At 60.3% G+C, this 15156-nt stretch carries 14 protein-coding genes; 6 read left to right on the top strand and 8 right to left on the bottom strand.

The window, feature by feature from the left end; translation table 11 throughout:
* The first annotated feature begins 26 nt into the window (after window positions 1–26).
* From ACM5SV_RS04930 to ACM5SV_RS04920, 3 genes are all read left to right on the top strand, one after another.
* Window positions 27–1502, top strand: a complete 1476-nt coding sequence (locus ACM5SV_RS04930) for a M81 family metallopeptidase (protein WP_419425098.1) — start codon at window positions 27–29, stop codon at window positions 1500–1502.
* Window positions 1503–2603 (top strand): D-TA family PLP-dependent enzyme, encoded by a 1101-nt coding sequence (locus ACM5SV_RS04925; protein ID WP_419425097.1) that lies wholly within the window; start codon window positions 1503–1505, stop codon window positions 2601–2603.
* Between the two features lie 313 nt (window positions 2604–2916).
* Window positions 2917–3501, top strand: coding sequence for a GNAT family N-acetyltransferase (locus tag ACM5SV_RS04920; protein WP_419425096.1), 585 nt, complete (start codon window positions 2917–2919; stop codon window positions 3499–3501).
* A gap of 65 nt (window positions 3502–3566) precedes the next feature.
* On the opposite strand, the gene ACM5SV_RS04915 is transcribed toward ACM5SV_RS04920, so the two are convergent.
* The 7 genes from ACM5SV_RS04915 to ACM5SV_RS04885 all read right to left on the bottom strand — a co-directional run bounded on the left by ACM5SV_RS04915 (window position 3567) and on the right by ACM5SV_RS04885 (window position 10412).
* Entirely contained in the window at window positions 3567–4460 is an 894-nt protein-coding gene (locus ACM5SV_RS04915) for an arginase family protein (RefSeq protein WP_222026678.1), read from the bottom strand.
* 19 nt (window positions 4461–4479) lie between these two features.
* Window positions 4480–4857: a VOC family protein gene (locus ACM5SV_RS04910; RefSeq protein WP_222085204.1), complete on the bottom strand. Its 378-nt coding sequence runs from the start codon at window positions 4855–4857 to the stop codon at window positions 4480–4482.
* 142 nt (window positions 4858–4999) lie between these two features.
* A complete protein-coding gene (locus ACM5SV_RS04905) occupies window positions 5000–6133 on the bottom strand; it encodes an ABC transporter ATP-binding protein (protein WP_222026681.1) in 1134 nt (377 codons plus the stop codon).
* Between the two features lie 90 nt (window positions 6134–6223).
* Window positions 6224–7429, bottom strand: coding sequence for an ABC transporter substrate-binding protein (locus ACM5SV_RS04900; RefSeq protein ID WP_113547741.1), 1206 nt, complete (start codon window positions 7427–7429; stop codon window positions 6224–6226).
* Window positions 7430–7502: 73 nt separating this feature from the next.
* Window positions 7503–8360 (bottom strand): carbohydrate ABC transporter permease, encoded by an 858-nt coding sequence (locus ACM5SV_RS04895; protein ID WP_003553169.1) that lies wholly within the window; start codon window positions 8358–8360, stop codon window positions 7503–7505.
* The gene (locus tag ACM5SV_RS04890; RefSeq protein ID WP_003553168.1) at window positions 8357–9241 is read right to left on the bottom strand and encodes a carbohydrate ABC transporter permease; all 885 of its coding nucleotides are present in this window, start codon (window positions 9239–9241) and stop codon (window positions 8357–8359) included. The genes ACM5SV_RS04895 and ACM5SV_RS04890 overlap by 4 nt, the downstream gene beginning before the upstream one ends.
* 13 nt (window positions 9242–9254) lie before the next feature.
* Window positions 9255–10412 carry a Gfo/Idh/MocA family protein gene (locus ACM5SV_RS04885; RefSeq protein ID WP_128449664.1) on the bottom strand — a complete coding sequence of 386 codons (1158 nt, stop codon included), beginning with the start codon at window positions 10410–10412 and terminating at the stop codon, window positions 9255–9257.
* Between the two features lie 332 nt (window positions 10413–10744).
* On the opposite strand from ACM5SV_RS04885, the gene yghX reads away from it, so the two are divergent.
* The gene (yghX, locus tag ACM5SV_RS04880; RefSeq protein ID WP_222085205.1) at window positions 10745–11632 is read left to right on the top strand and encodes a YghX family hydrolase; all 888 of its coding nucleotides are present in this window, start codon (window positions 10745–10747) and stop codon (window positions 11630–11632) included.
* 65 nt (window positions 11633–11697) lie between these two features.
* On the opposite strand, the gene ACM5SV_RS04875 is transcribed toward yghX, so the two are convergent.
* Entirely contained in the window at window positions 11698–13071 is a 1374-nt protein-coding gene (locus ACM5SV_RS04875; protein WP_419425095.1) for an MmgE/PrpD family protein, read from the bottom strand.
* Between the two features lie 39 nt (window positions 13072–13110).
* Between ACM5SV_RS04875 and ACM5SV_RS04870 the strand changes: the two genes are divergently transcribed.
* Together ACM5SV_RS04870 and ACM5SV_RS04865 are read left to right on the top strand one after the other, a co-directional pair.
* A complete protein-coding gene (locus tag ACM5SV_RS04870) occupies window positions 13111–14085 on the top strand; it encodes a LysR family transcriptional regulator (RefSeq protein WP_419425094.1) in 975 nt (324 codons plus the stop codon).
* Window positions 14086–14122: 37 nt separating this feature from the next.
* Window positions 14123–15028 (top strand): LysR family transcriptional regulator, encoded by a 906-nt coding sequence (locus ACM5SV_RS04865; RefSeq protein ID WP_419425093.1) that lies wholly within the window; start codon window positions 14123–14125, stop codon window positions 15026–15028.
* Window positions 15029–15156: the final 128 nt, after the last annotated feature.

Here is a 15156-nt window from a genome sequence, read left to right as displayed (position 1 = left end):
GGGCCGACAACACGAAGGCCACTTTCTTGCGCATTTTCACCGCAGCACTGGCGACCGAGACCAACACCTTTTCCCCGATCTGCGTCGATCGTCGCGCATTCGAAGCCTCTCTTTATGCTCCGCCCGGCCAGCATCCCGAAACCCCGACGCTGTGCACCGCGCCGATCACCGTCGGAAGGCGCGTCACCCGAGAAAAGGGTTGGGAACTGATTGAGGGAACTGCCACCTGGGCCGACCCCGCAGGCCTCGTCAACCGGACAACCTACGAGGAATTGCGTGACGAAATCATAGACCAACTCCGCGCAGCAATGCCTGTCGACGCTGTCGTCATGGGCCTGCACGGCGCCATGGTGGCCGCCGGATACGAGGATACCGAAGGCGATCTTCTCTCGCGCATCCGCGAGATCGTCGGGCCTGATGTCCTCATCTGCGCCGAGCTCGATCCGCACAGCCATCTCACTGCAAAACGTGTCGCCGCTCTCGATTTCGCCGTCTATTTCAAAGAGTTTCCGCATACGGACTTCGTCGACCGCGCCGAGGACCTTTGGCGCATCGCGGTCGAGACGCTCGAGGGCCAAGTCAAGCCAGTCATATCAGTGTTCGACTGCCGGATGATCGACGTCTTCCCGACATCGCGCGAGCCCATGCGTTCCTTCGTCGACAAGATCATGCAGATCGAGACGGATGATCTGGACATCCTGTCGATCTCGGTGATCCACGGCTTCATGGTCGGCGACGTTCCCGAAATGGGAACGAAGCTGCTTGTCGTGACTGATAATAAGCCGGAGAAGGGCGCGGCGTTGGCCCGCGAACTCGGCCTTGAGCTATTTTCGAAGCGCGGCACCTTCATGGTCCCGCAGATCGACGAGAAGGAAGCCGTCTCACGCGCGATGACTGCCACCGCATGGCCTGTTGTCATCGCCGATGTCTGGGATAATCCGGGTGGAGGCACGGCAGGGGACGCGACCGTCATCCTCGGGGAGCTGATCGCCCGCGGCGTCACCAGTGCTGCGATCGGCACCATCTGGGATCCGGTGGCCGTCCAGATTTGTTTTGCGGCGGGCGAGGGGGCGGAAATTCCACTGCGCTTCGGCGCCAAGTCGGCGCCCGGCACCGGCAATCCCGTCGATGGCACCGTCAAGATCGTCAAGCTGGTGAAGAATGCCGAGATGCAGTTCGGCGAGAGCCTTGCACCTTTCGGCGATGCCGTACATATCGTGCTTGACGGCCTAGACATCATCCTCAATTCGACGCGCGCCCAAAGCTTCGATCCGAGCCTCTTTTCGGTGATGGGCATCGATCCCGCCCGGCAGAAGATCCTGGTGATCAAATCCACCAACCACTTCTTCGCGTCCTTCTCGAAGATCGCGGCGGAGATCCTTTACTGCTCCGCCGGAACGCCCTATCCCAATAATCCGGCAACGACGCCGTACAAGCGGGCACCGAAGACCATATGGCCGATCGTCGCCGATCCACACGGACCAGAACGCGGAGCCGCCTAGATGCATGACAACAGGTTTGCCGTCGTCGCCAAGGCAGGCGACAGGATCGCCGATCTCTCGACGCCGCGTCCTGTTATCGACGAAGACAGGCTGGCTGCAAACATAGGCCGCGTTCAATCCTATATGGATCAGCACGGGCTGAACTTCCGCCCGCATATCAAGACGCACAAGATCCCGGCTCTCGCTGTCGCGCAGGTTGCCGCCGGCGCCAAGGGCATCAATTGCCAGAAGGTGACGGAAGCCGAAGTCTTTGCCGAAGCCGGCTTCGAGGACATCCTCATCACCTTCAATATCCTCGGACCGCAGAAACTCGAGCGCCTGGCCAAGTTGAATGAGAAGATTTTGGCCCTCAAGGTCGTCGCCGACAGTGAAGTGACGGTCGACGGGCTAGCGGCACATTTCTCCGGCCACAAGCCGCTGAACGTGCTGGTCGAATGCGATACCGGCGGCGGTCGGTGCGGCGTGCAGACACCAGATGAGGCGGCCTCGCTCGCCAAGCGCATCGCCGCTTCCGACGGCCTCACCTTCGGCGGCATCGTGACCTATCCGAAACCGCAATCGGCCGCCGCCGTCGAAGCCTTCATTGCCGAAACGCTGGCACAGCTGAAAGCCGAAGGCATAACCTGCCCGATCGTCAGCAATGGCGGAACGCCAAGCCTCTTCGAGGCGCATCTCGTCACCTCGGCCACGGAACACCGCGCCGGCACCTATATCTACAACGATCGCCAGATGGTGCGCATGGGCCATTGCACCGAGGACAATTGCGCCATGCACGTGCTGGCGACCGTCGTGTCACGGCCAAACGCCGACCGCGCCGTCATCGATGCCGGGTCGAAGGCTCTGACATCGGATCTTCAGGGTTTTAGCGATTACGGCCTGGTGGTCGGCTATCCCGAGGCGCGGATCAGCAGCCTCTCGGAAGAACATGGCGTGATCGACCTGTCGAACTGCACCGGCCCTCGGCCGCAGATCGGCGAGAGGCTCTTCATCATCCCGAACCATACCTGCGTGGTTTCCAATCTGTTCGATACGATGGTCTTCCATCGGGGCGGAATCGTCACCCGCGTCGAGGATGTCGCGGCCCGCGGTCTCGTCTGGTAGGGGTTGGTTCCGGTTGAGGGCGAAATGGCCCTGACCGCCGAAGGCCGCGATTATCGGTGGATTGCTCGCGATCACCTATCAGCACGAATGCAGTCGCTGATATCGAAAGCCGTGCGGGGGGATGCCGCCCTTGCGCGGCCAATCGCGGACATAGGCTTTATGGCGAACGTCCTCTTTGGGCCGAGCGGACGGGAGCGAATCCGGAACCGCTGAGCCAGCAGCAACCGTTATCGCTCCCACGCCATCCGGGTTACGATGGTAGCTGAGAATGGGCGCGGGCGCCCCGTCGGACCACCTATGTCGGGAGGGCAGAATGAAATCTCCAACAGTGAGAGTGATGGCCGCCGCCGAGGAAGATCTGGCGATCGAAACGGTTATGCTGGCGTTTGCAGCGGATCCTATGGCGCGATGGACCTGGCCGCATGCACACCAGTACCTTGCGGCCATGCCGCGAATGATCCGGGCGTTCGGGAGTAGCGCATTTTCTAACGGAAGCGCCTTTTGCACCGACGACTACGCCGGGACGGCGCTGTGGCTATCGCCCGGGGTTCATTCCGACGAGGAGGGGCTAGGTGCGGTGCTGGAGAGCACGGTTGCGCGCGCTCTTGCCCCCGAAACCACGGCCATATTCGAGCAGATGGCCAGGTACCACCCAACCGAACCACATTGGTACCTGCCACTGATAGGCGTCGACCCGGCACATCAAGGCAAAGGACACGGCGACGCCTTGATGGCGGACGCACTCGCACGGTGCGATCAAGATCACGCGCCCGCCTATTCGGAATCCTCGAACCCGCGCAACATTCCGTTCTACCGACGCTACGGCTTCGAACCGCTCGGCGCGATCCAGGCCGGTTCGTCGCCGACGCTCGTCCCGATGCTGCGGCGGCCGCGTTGAGCTACTGACCCAAAGTCTGTCGTTCGGCGTGTGTCCGCGCCGGAAAACAGGCGTGCTCGCCGTGTTCAAGGCGCTGCTGTTCCGAGCGCTGCGGCTAATATGTCGGCCAGGCCGCGCCCGGCGCTGCCGTCCTCATCAAGGTGCGGATTGTAGATGGTGATCTCGATACCGACTGCCTTGCCGCTCGCCAAGGCAACCCGAAGTACGGTTCCTAGCTCGTCCCATGACAACCCGTCAGGCACGCGGAAATCGACAGCTGGCATGATGACGTCGTCGAGGCAATCGGCGTCGAGATGGATGAAGAAGCCGTCCAATTCCTCTCGCGTCAGGTGGTCGACCGCTTCGCGCGCGGCGGCCTCGATGCCCATCGCGCGCACGGCGGGAAGGTCAATCGCCTTGAGCTCTTTGGGAAGCGGCTGGCTTCCGTACTCCTCCTGATCCTTATGATCGCGATATGCGAACGCGACGGCGTCTTCGGGACGGACCAGAGGACCGCGACCTTCAATGTCGGTCAGGAGCGGCGGACCGTGGCCGGTGACCAAGGCAAGATCCATCGAGGCGCCCTCACCATTGGGTTCCGCCTCGGGCTGAAAGAAATCGGCGTTGCCGTCGATGAAGAACAGGCCGTAGCGGCCGCGCCGTCGAAACGCGAGCATCGAGCCCATTAGGATCGTGCAATCGCCGCCGAGTACAACCGGAAATCTGCCCGAGTCAAGCACCGCTTCTACCGCGTCGGCGAGCTTGGGCGACCACGTCGCGATTGCCCTGGCATTCAGGATGCCGGTCTCGGGATCGGGCACAGGGTCCTTCGGAGGCACGGCCAGCCGCTCGGCTCTGTGCGCATGGATACGCTCCGCAAGTCCGAGGCCCAAGAGCTGGTCAGGCGAGCGCTCCACACCATCGGTCGCCAAGCCCAGCGTAGAGGGGGCTTCGAGAATTGCATAGGGAAGGGTCGGCATGCGCGGCTCCGTTAGCGAGTCATTTTGCGGAGTAGGTCACGGCCTCGATTTTGTGACCGTCCGGATCGCGGACGAACGCTCCATAATAGTTCGCATCGTAGTTCGTCCGCAGCCCCGGAGGGCCATCGTCGCTGCCACCATATTTTAGTGCTGCTGCGTAAAATCGATTGACCATCGAACGGTCCTCGACAGCAAAGGCGATATGGGTGCCATTGCCCACGGTCGCTGGTTTTCCATCAATCGGAACCTGGACGCTGAAATGAAACGTACCACTGCCGTAACCAAGTCCACCCTCGTCATCGGCCATCGGCACAATTCCGACGATGGGTAAAACGGCATCGTAGAAGCGCTTAGAACGCGCAACATCATTCGTCCCAACCGAGACATGGTGGATCACGACTACCTCCGCTAGACTTGTCCCCTAACGGCAGCTTTTGGTCATTGTTCCCTCAAACCGTTGTTTGCAACTGCCTCGTGTGTCATTTCCTCCCCGGAACCGATCCCCGTCAGGACGAACCACTGAAAGTGAGCAGGTCGGTTCAAGCCGCCGTCGGGTTGATCACGTTCATATCGATTTCGGTCAGTTCAACCCGCCGCTCAAAGGCTATGCCCGCCTCGTCGAAGAGGTGGCAATCTGCGGCGTTGATGCCGGTCGCGACCGGCGCGTCCGCACGGATGCCGACGCTGCCTGGCAGCATGGCGCAGAAATTCTCGGACTCTCCATTGAGCGAAGCGTAAGCGACCGTATTTGCTCCAAGGCGCTCGATGACCGTCGGCGTCACGGTAAAGACGATATCGCCGCCGCCAAGCTGGATATGTTCCGGCCGGATGCCGAGCGTCAAAGCCTTGCCGACCATACCGTCACGCGGCGTCACGGGCAGAACGGCTGTCTGACCCTGATAATCTACCTCGACGCCATTGGCGCTGACGCCCTTGCAGGTTACGGGCAGAAAATTCATTTTCGGATTGCCGATGAAGCCGGCAACAAACTGATTTGCAGGCTTGTGATAGAGCTCCAGCGGCGCCCCCGTCTGGGAGATATCGCCGGAATCCAGCACGACGATACGATCGGCCATCGTCATGGCCTCGACCTGGTCGTGCGTCACATAGATCATCGTCGCCTTCAACTGCCTATGCAGCTTGGCAAGCTCGATGCGCATGTCGGCGCGAAGTGCTGCGTCGAGGTTGGACAGCGGCTCGTCGAACAGGAATATCTTCGGTTCGCGCACGATCGCGCGGCCGATCGCGACGCGTTGGCGCTGGCCGCCGGATAACATGCCGGGTTTCTGCTGCAGCCGCTGTTCGAGGTGAAGGATGCGCGCCGCGTTTTCCACCTTGGCCTTGAGCTTTTCCTCCTCCATCCTTTCGACGCGAAGCGGGAAAGCGATGTTCTCGAAAACAGTCATGTGCGGATAAAGCGCGTAGGACTGGAACACCATGGCAATGCCGCGCTTGACCGGCGGCAGATCATTGACCCTGATACCATCGATGACGATGTCGCCCGCCGTCGTCGCGTCAAGACCGGCGATCATGCGCAGCAAGGTGGATTTGCCGCAGCCGGACGGACCGACGAAGACGACGAACTCGCCGTTCTTCACATCGAGCTGCACGCCCTTCAGAACTTCGTAGTCGCCATAGAACTTCTGAACTTTGTTGAGAAGGAGCTGTCCCAAAAATCTGTCTCCGCTGGCGGCCGTCGCACATTCGATCATCAGAGAAGGGATCGCGGATGGTCTCCCGCGATCCCGAAGAGCCCAACGGGCTTACTTGAACGCCTCGACTTCGCCGGCAGCCTTCTTGAGAGCAGCCTCCGGCTCGGCCTTGCCCGTCACCACGGACTGTACCATCTCGATCATCGAGTTCTGGAAGCCCTTGTAGTCGGTGAAGAGCGGCTCGGGACCACCGTAGTTGATGCCGTCGATGAGCGGCTTCCAATGGGGATCCTTGGCGACGAATTCATCGACCTTTGCAGACGGCCGCAGCGGGGTGAGGCCGGCGCCGCCCTGCAATTCGTATTCCGACTGCACATCGGGCGAGGTGATGAACTTGGCGAATTCCGTCGCCTTGTCCTCGACCCCCGAACCCTTGAAGATCGCCAGGCTGTCGGTGATCAGCAGCGTGCCGGGGCCTTTGGCATCCGGACCGAGCGGCAGCGTCGTGATGCCCCAGCTGATCTTCGTCGCCTTCAGGCGGTCGGCTGCACCCGATCCTGCCTGGATCATCGCCACCTTGCCGTCGAGGAAGATGGCGCGGACTTCGTTCTGCTCGTAGGCCGTCGGGCCTTCTTCGGAGTAGGGGACGATATCCTTGTAGGCCTTTAGCGCGGCGAGTATCTGCGGGCTGTCGAGCGTAACTTTGCCGTCGGCATCGATCACCGTGCCGTTGTTGGTGTAAACCCAATGCATGAACTGGTGCATCGTGTTGTCGAAGGTCTTGGCGGAGAGACCGAAGCCCGGAATGCCGGTCTTTTCCTTGATGGTCTTTGCCATCTCGATTTCTTCAGCCCAGGTCTTCGGCGGCGTCTCGGGATCGAGGCCGGCCTGCTTGAAGAGATCCTTGTTCCAGTAGAGCGCCTTGGTGGAGAAGGCGATCGGAACGCCCCACTGTGAGCCCTCGAAGGTCACGGTGTTGACGATGTTCGGATAGTAGGTCTTCTTCTCGTCGTCCGTCATCGGCACAGGAACGATAAGGTCGTTCTGCGCGAATTCCTTCAGCGTGCGCGAGCCGACATAGGCCATCGCCACCGGCGTGCCGGCGGCGGCAAGCGTCGTTGCCTTGTCCTGGCACTGTGCCCATCCGACGACCTCAGGGGCAATCTTCCAGCCCGTGTTCTTTTCTTCCCACTGCTTGATGTATTTGGTGTGGACCGGGTCGATCGTGTCGCCGCAATAGATCCAGCTGATTTCCTTGTCGGCCGCCTGGGCAGTGACGGCCGTCAGTGCCGTCGAACCGAGCAGGGCGAGCGCCATAAGGCCTGTCTTGATTGATATGCTCACGTCGTGACTCCCATTCTTGTGTTAGCTGTTCACTCGTTTTTTGGTCTTATTGTTTCACCGCACCGGCGGTCAGCCCGCCGACAAGGTAGCGTTGAAGGAAGAAGATGACGACCATCGCCGGCGCAATACCGACGAAGGAAGCCGCCATCAGTTCGTTCCAGATGACCTCCTGCTTGCCGAAGTAAGCAAAGAGCCCCACCGGCAATGGCATGTATTCGGTCTTCGAGTTGAACGTCAGCGCGAAGATGAATTGCTGGGCGTAGGCGCCGATGAAGGTGGTGATGGCGACGACGATGATCCCCGGCATCGCAATGGGCAGGATGACCCGGCGCAGCGTGTAGAAGTGGCTGGCGCCATCCATGTAGGCCGCTTCGTTGAGTTCCTGCGGAATACGGATCATGTAGGTGCGCAGCAGCCAGATCGCCGAGGGGATCAGGAAGGCGACGCCCGGCACGATCATGGCGAGATAGGTGTTGAGCACGCCGATGCTGCGCATCAGCCGGAAGAGCGGGATCAACAGCACGGCGCCGGAGAACATGTTTACCGTCAGGAAGGCGCCGAGCAGAATGCCCATGCCCCTGAATTCGAACTTCGCAAAGGCATAAGCCGCCGGAATGACGAGGCAGAGCACGATCAGCGTGACGATGATCGAGATGAAGAACGAGTTGAAGATATAACGTCCGAAGCCCGGCACGCTGATCCACATCGTCCGATAGGCTTCAAACGAGCCGTTCTCCGGCCAGAAACGGTAGGGCGAAGAGAAAAGCTGGCTGAGCGGCTTCAGCGAAACCAGGAAACCTTCGACGAAGGGCGACAGCACGAAGAAAAGAAATAGCGCGATGCCGCAATAGATCAGGATGATTTCCCACCAACGGTAACGGTCGATCATGGCTGCATTGCTCATGCGCGCTTCTCCGGGTTGAGGCGGCGGGTGACGCGGAAATAGGCGAAGCAGAACAGCGACAGGAAGATGCAGATCAAAACGGCGCGCGCTGCACCTTCACCGTATTTCTTCGAGCCGATCGCGGTCTGATAGGTATCGATGATCATCGTCGTCGTCTCGCCGCTCGGTCCGCCCTGCGTCAGGATCCAGATGATGTCGAACGAGTTGAAGGTGGCGATCAGAGACAGCATCGACATGGTGATGATCGCCGGCACCATCAGCGGCAGCGTGATGCGGCGGAAGCGGTACCAGCGGCCGGCGCCGTCGGTCCAGGCGGCCTCGTAGAGATCCTTCGGAATGGATTGGATCGCCGCCAGGAAGTAGATCGTCACCAGCGGCACGCCGATCCACACGTCGGTGATGATCGTTGCCCAGAAGGCGGTGTTTCCATAGGCGAGGAAGGCGACGGGGCCGTCGACGAGACCGAAGCGCTGCAGCATGCCCGATATCATCCCGAACTGGCCATTATACATCCAGCCCCACATGAAGATGCCGATCGCCATCGGCACGATCCATGGCGGCATGGTCAAAAGCCGAAACAACGAGCGGCCGGGGACCGCGGCATTCAGCATCGTCGCACCGAAGGTGCCGATCACCATTTTCAGGGCGACCGAGAAGAAGGTCCAGATGAAGGTGCGGATGATGACTTCGGCAAACCGCTCGTTGAAGATCTTCTCGTAATTGGCCCAGCCGACCCAATTGGTGGTCTTCCTGAGGGACGCGTCGGTGAAGGAGAGAATGAAGGTATCGACCAGCGGATAGGCAACGATCGCCAGAACATAGAGCACAGCCGGAAGAAGAAGGACGCAAGCGAAGATGAAGGTGCTTCTTTGAACACTCATCTTGCCGCCCTCCTCAAGCCGCTCTCGCGTGAAGGGCTTCGTCGAAGCGGTCCCAGATGGGTCTGAGATCGACGACCGCTTTCTTCATCCTCGCTTCGTCCATCGCCAAGGCGAGGATGCCGGCTTCGAGCGCATTCAGGGTGGAAACAGGAAGTTCGAGCCCGGTGCGCACGCTTTCAAGCAGGTCGCTCGCCATCTGCTCATCGGCGCCGTAGTGCTGAGAGAGCTCGGTGGCGGCATATTTGTTTTCGAGCACCTTGTTGCCGGTCAGCTGTTCGTGAACGTCGAGATAGCCACGAACGAAATCGCCTTCGGCCATGCCCCGCGAACCCATGATGGCAAAACGGCGGAATTGGTCGGGCACATTGAGATTGGTGTGAAAGTTCATGCCGACGCCATTGGCATATTCGACGATTGCGACCTGATAGTCGATGATATCGGCATCGCTGTCGAACACCTTGTCCGATCCCATCCATCCGCTCGGCTTGCGGTGGAAGAGCTCGAGGTCGTTGATGCCCTCGCGCGCCGGGTCGTTTGCCGGAATGAAGCTCTTGCGGCCGCCGAAACTTGCGACGCGCTCCGGCCGTGCGCCGGCGACGCCATTATAGAGATCGAGGTCGTGGCAGCATTTCTCCAGCATGAAGCTGCCTGAATAGCGCTCATAGCGGCGCCAGTCGCGCATGAAGAAAGCGCCGTGATAAGGCTCGATATGTTCGGAAGCCTCGATCGACACGATCTGACCAAGCTTGCCCTCGGCCTGGATGGCGCGAAGATCCTTATAAAGAGGAGAATAGCGCAAGACGAGACCGACCATCAGTCGCTCATGGCCGAATTTTGCCATCAGATGGGCAAGTTCGATGCTTTCGGCGATCGTCGTGACGATCGGCTTTTCGCAGAAGACCTTGAGACCGGCTTGAAGTCCGAGCCTGATATGGTCGAGATGCAGGTGGTTGGGGGAGCCGATCATCAGCAGATCGAGCTTTTCAGAGGCAAGGAGCTCCTCCGGCGAACCATAGGCCTTGCCGACTGAAATTCCCTTTTCCGTCAATCCCGGAAGTCCGGCGGGTTCCGGATCCACATAGCCGACAATGTCGAAGCTGCTATCGATTGCCTTGAAAACATAGCCGAGATAGCCGAGCCGGAATCCTAGCCCGATGATTCCCACTTTCATGCCGATCAAGTTCCCATTTAGTAATTTATTTTCTTTAAGTTGGGACAAAAATCGGGGGGCGTCAATAGAAAACGGGCATCGAAGCGCAAGCATGAAATTAATTTTCATAGATCGATAGCCGGCGGTCGATTGCTGGCTGTCACCGGCCGGACGCAGATTGCACAAGGGACGTGTGCGCATCACTTAACGCCGGGGCAGCGAATTCAGCGACTGTTGGCACAGCCAGCGATCGCCCCGGCAAAGCTCACGCGGAACTCGCGAAATGTTGAAAAGAGCCGCGAGTTTACGTGTGTAGGATGGGCGCGACAACCCGGAGGCAAGGAGGAGCCATCATGACACGTATGACAGCCAAGGATTTCCCTCAGGAACTTCTCGAACTCTACGATTATTACGCGCACGGGAGAATTACCAAGCGCGAGTTTCTCGACCGGGCCGGCAAATTCGCTGTCGGCGGACTGACCGCAGCTGCCATTCTTTCATCGCTGAGCCCTGACTATGCGCTGGCGACCCAGGTCGAGTTCACCGATCCCGATATCTCAGCCGAATACATCACCTATCCCTCGCCAAAGGGAAATGGCGATGTCCGTGGCTATCTCGTCCGCCCTAAAAACGCGACCGGCAAAGTCGCGGCCGTGGTGGTCGTTCACGAGAATAGGGGCCTGAACCCCTATATCGAGGATGTGGCGCGTCGCGTGGCGAAGGCAGGTTTCATTGCACTTGCGCCGGATGGCCTCACCTCGGTCGGAGGCTATCCCGGCAACGACGAAAAGGGGCGGGAACTGCAGCAGAAGGTCGACCCGGAGAAGCTGATGAACGACTTCTTCGCGGCGGTCGAATTTTTGATGCACAGCGATCTCACCACCGGCAAGGTCGGTATCACCGGCTTCTGCTATGGCGGCGGCGTTGCCAACGCTGCGGCGGTCGCCTATCCGGAGCTTGCCGCAGCCGTGCCCTTCTATGGCAGGCAGCCGCGCGCCGAAGACGTGCCGAAGATCAAGGCCCCGTTGCTTCTCCATTATGCCGGACTGGACAAGGGCATCAACGAGGGCTGGCCGGCCTACGAAGCTGCGCTGAAGTCATCGGGAAAAACATTCGAGGCCTACGTCTATCCTGAGGTCAACCACGGCTTTCACAATGATTCCACGCCCCGCTACGATGAGGCGGCAGCCAAGCTCGCCTGGCAGCGAACGGTCGACTGGTTTACGAAATACCTCGCCTGAGAAACCGGACTTGAACGAGCCGCGGCGGGGAGCCATTCCCCGCCGCTTTTCCGTCCCGCGGCTTGTCAAGGCGACTGACGGTCTGTGATCAGGCTCCAGAAGGGATCGTCGCCGGACAGGTTTTCCAAATCAGCAAGCCGGCGAAGCCGCAGGAAAGCGGCGCCGGACACATTCCGATTTCCCCAGCGCAAGCAGTCCATGAATTTGACTTCGCGTTCATGGACGCTCATCGGCGCTTCGAGCGATCCCTTCGCATGCAAGCGGGACTTGTTCAAAATGCGCCCGTCGCGCATCGTCACCGTGACGACATGCGGGAGGCGCTCGACGCCTTTTTCCTCATCAGCCGAATAGGACTGCATGTCGATGCGCGGCATGAATTCCCGGATTTCCGATCGCCCAATCTCCTGCCGTGTAAAGTCCGAAAGGCTAAGGGAGCCTTTGAGGAAAGCTGTCGCCAGGCAATATTGCATCGAGAAGCGTGCCTGCATCTCGTCGGTGGGCTCGGGATAGGCGAGGTTACGGGCAGCGGATATGCCGACTTTCGTCTCGATCCTGGCAATGTCGTCCGCCAAAAGCCCATGCTCCTGCTTCAGATCCAGAAGCGCGTCGATGGCGCGATGGGTGGAGGCGCAGCAGGGATGGCGCTTGGTCACCACGCCCCGGCTTTCGATGATGTGCTCCGCCTCGAATGTCAGGCCGTCCCAGCCCTTGGCGTCATCGCCCCCGAAAAGATCGACGAAGCCTTGCGGCCGTTCGAGGATATCCGGCCGCCCGCTCATGCCCACCAACGCCATGCGTGCCGCGTCCACGGCATTGCGCGCGGCAATGCCGGCGTGAAGCGGTTTGGCGGTCGTGCCGAATTGCCCTTTCGGGCCGCAGGCGAAGCTCGTCGCCAGGCTCATCGCCGCGACTAAGCCGTTTTCGTCGGCGCCGAGAAGCCGTGCTACGCCAGCCGCGGCCCCGATGCTGCCGACCGTCGCCGTTGCGTGCCAGCCCCTGTTGTAGTGAGAGGGATTGACGCCAAAGCCGACCGCCGCTTGCGCTTCCAGCCCGGCCAGGTAGGCCTCGAGAAACCGTCTTCCGCTTGTGGCCTTGCCGCGCGTCAGAACCGCCAGCAGCGCCGGCACCAGCACCGCGGAAGCATGAGCCCTTGCCGGATGGAAATTGTCATCGAAATCGAGCGCATGAGCCGCCGTTGCGTTGATGAGTGCGGCGAAAGAGGGCGAGGCGGAGCCGCCGGTGACGAGCCGCGCTGCGCCGCCTCCGGCGATTTCTCCGTCGAAGGCGCGGGTGAGCGCGGCAACGCTTTCATCGCCGCTGCCTGCAATCATACAGCCGATAGTGTCCACCGCAGCATCTCTTGCCCGGTCCATGGCGAGGTCTGAGAACGTCGTTCGCGACAGGAGCTGTTCCGCGATCTTCCGGAGAATGGTGGCCATTGACGAAAGTCTTTCCGTGAGTTTGGTTCTCAGCGGAAAATGTTCAACTTTCCGCAGGTCCGCAATCTTATGCGGTTTGCGGGTAGGGCTATCGATGTTGGAGATAGAATGGCGCGAGACACGAGTGCGGCGATCAGCCTGAAGCATATCGAGGCCTATGACGCCATCGCCGCGACGGGCTCGACGATTGCCGCTTCCGTCGAGCTTGGGATCTCGCAATCGAATGCCAGTCGCTTGTTGCAGCAACTGGAAGACTATCTCGGTGTCCGGCTTTTCGACCGGGAAAAGAACCGGCTTCAACCGACCCGCGAGGGGCTGCAGCTCGGCCCGGAAATCCGTGCCATTTCCGACCGGCTACGCGCCTTGAAAACGGCGGCGATGGAGCTCGAGAGCGGTCGATCGCGCGAGATCATGCTGCGGCTCGCCTTTCCCTCCAGTCTTTCCTCGACGCGCATTCCGAAGCTGCTGAAGAACTTTCTCGCGGCGAATGGTCCGATGCGCGTCGAAGTCGCATCCGGCAGCTATCTGGCAATTGAACGGATGGTGGCCGACGGCGAGGCCGATCTCGGCTTCGCACGTCTGCCGCTGATGAGCCCGGGATTGAAACAGGAGAAGATCCTGTCGTCGCGGGTCATTTGCGCCCTGCACAACGATCATCCCAAGGCCGGCAGCCGCCAATTGTCGGTCGGCGAGCTGAAGGGGCAGGATCTGATCATGCTGAACAGGGAGCGACCGGTTCGCCATGAGCTTGAGGCGTTGTTCTACAAAGCCGGCATCCGCCAACGCCCCCTGCTCGAAGCGCATTCGGTGGCGAGCGCCTGCGCGCTGGCCGCGCAGGGGCTCGGCATCGCGCTGGTCGGCGAGATCATCGCCCGCGAATATGCGGCGCTGCCGCTGCAGTTCATTCCGCTCGAACCGGAACTGCCGGTTGCCTACGCGCTGATCAGCGGAGAGAAATTTCCGATGCCCAAGGCCGCCAGCCTCTTCCTTCAAAGCATTTCGGACTGGGCATGATGATGGTGCCTGAACCGTCCCGGGGGATCGCAAACGCATGAATATCAAGCAACTGGAAGTCCTGCGCACGCTTCTGGCGACGGGGTCGACGATTGCCACGGCAAAGACGATGGGGCTCAGTCAGTCCGGTGTCAGCCGCCTTCTCCAGCAGCTCGAGGCGGACCTTTCGATGTCGCTTTTCGTGCGCGACAAAGGCCGTCTCATCCCCACCCCCGAGGCCCTGCTTCTTGCCCGCGATGCCGAGAACATCTTGCTGGCGGTCGATCGGATGTCGGGCCACGCGGAGGACTTAAGAAGCGGCGCCGCCGGCCCGGAGATCGTCCGCGTCGGCTTGCCGAGCAGCATGTGGGAGCATTTCGCGCCGGCAATGCTGGCCGATTACATCGGCGATTTCCCCGGTGTGCGGATCGAAACCTTCTTCGAGACGACGACCGCCATCAACAAGCTCGTCGAGCAGAGGGTGATCGACTTCGGCTTTCTGCGCATGGAGGGCGAGAGCGGACCGGGCATCGAGGTCGAGCGGGTCGCAACCGGCGAAAGCGTCTGCGTCGTTCCGAAGGATCATCCTCTTGCGAAACTGGAGGAAATCGCGGTCAGAAATTTGCGCGACGTGCCCCTCATTCTGATTGGCCGCCAACGGCCGAACCGCATGGCGCTCGACCAGACTTTCCGGCGGGCCGGCATCAAGCAGATCGTCAAAATCGAGACGCATACCAACAGTTCCGCCTGTTCCTATGTCGCGCATGGCCTTGGGGTCACGATCATCAGCAGCTTTTATGCGAATCTCTATCGCCACCTGCCGGTGGTTCACCGTCGTTTCGTGCCACGCGCGACCCAGGAGTTCGGATTGGCGAGGGCGGTCGGAACGCCACTCTCGATTGCCGCCCATGCTCTTAGCGACGCCTTAAAGCGACAGATTAAGCTATCGCAAAAAGACATTTGAAATTAAATATTTAGCCTGCATCCCTATTCCAGCGCAGCCGCTTTGGTTGCGGTCGTATTCCGCATAGACTTATGACAGAATCGCATAATATTGCGGATATTTCCTCATTCGATCATAGTCTGCGGCAA

The sequence above is a fragment of the Rhizobium sp. CRRU65 genome (assembly GCF_048551595.1).
GTDB lineage: Bacteria > Pseudomonadota > Alphaproteobacteria > Rhizobiales > Rhizobiaceae > Rhizobium > Rhizobium leguminosarum_J.
The sequence above is the reverse complement of the archived record's forward strand: the minus strand, read 5'-3'. Positions and strand labels throughout refer to the sequence as shown.

Coding starts and splice junctions, on each gene's coding strand:
- yghX (WP_222085205.1), top strand. CDS start 10,745: ATGACACGTATGACAGCCAAGGATTTCCCTCAGGAACTTCTCGAACTC.
- ACM5SV_RS04875 (WP_419425095.1), bottom strand. CDS start 13,071: ATGGCCACCATTCTCCGGAAGATCGCGGAACAGCTCCTGTCGCGAACG.
- ACM5SV_RS04890 (WP_003553168.1), bottom strand. CDS start 9,241: ATGAGTGTTCAAAGAAGCACCTTCATCTTCGCTTGCGTCCTTCTTCTT.
- ACM5SV_RS04900 (WP_113547741.1), bottom strand. CDS start 7,429: ATGGCGCTCGCCCTGCTCGGTTCGACGGCACTGACGGCCGTCACTGCC.
- ACM5SV_RS04920 (WP_419425096.1), top strand. CDS start 2,917: ATGAAATCTCCAACAGTGAGAGTGATGGCCGCCGCCGAGGAAGATCTG.
- ACM5SV_RS04925 (WP_419425097.1), top strand. CDS start 1,503: ATGCATGACAACAGGTTTGCCGTCGTCGCCAAGGCAGGCGACAGGATC.
- ACM5SV_RS04885 (WP_128449664.1), bottom strand. CDS start 10,412: ATGAAAGTGGGAATCATCGGGCTAGGATTCCGGCTCGGCTATCTCGGC.
- ACM5SV_RS04915 (WP_222026678.1), bottom strand. CDS start 4,460: ATGCCGACCCTTCCCTATGCAATTCTCGAAGCCCCCTCTACGCTGGGC.
- ACM5SV_RS04865 (WP_419425093.1), top strand. CDS start 14,123: ATGAATATCAAGCAACTGGAAGTCCTGCGCACGCTTCTGGCGACGGGG.
- ACM5SV_RS04895 (WP_003553169.1), bottom strand. CDS start 8,360: ATGAGCAATGCAGCCATGATCGACCGTTACCGTTGGTGGGAAATCATC.
- ACM5SV_RS04870 (WP_419425094.1), top strand. CDS start 13,111: ATGTTCAACTTTCCGCAGGTCCGCAATCTTATGCGGTTTGCGGGTAGG.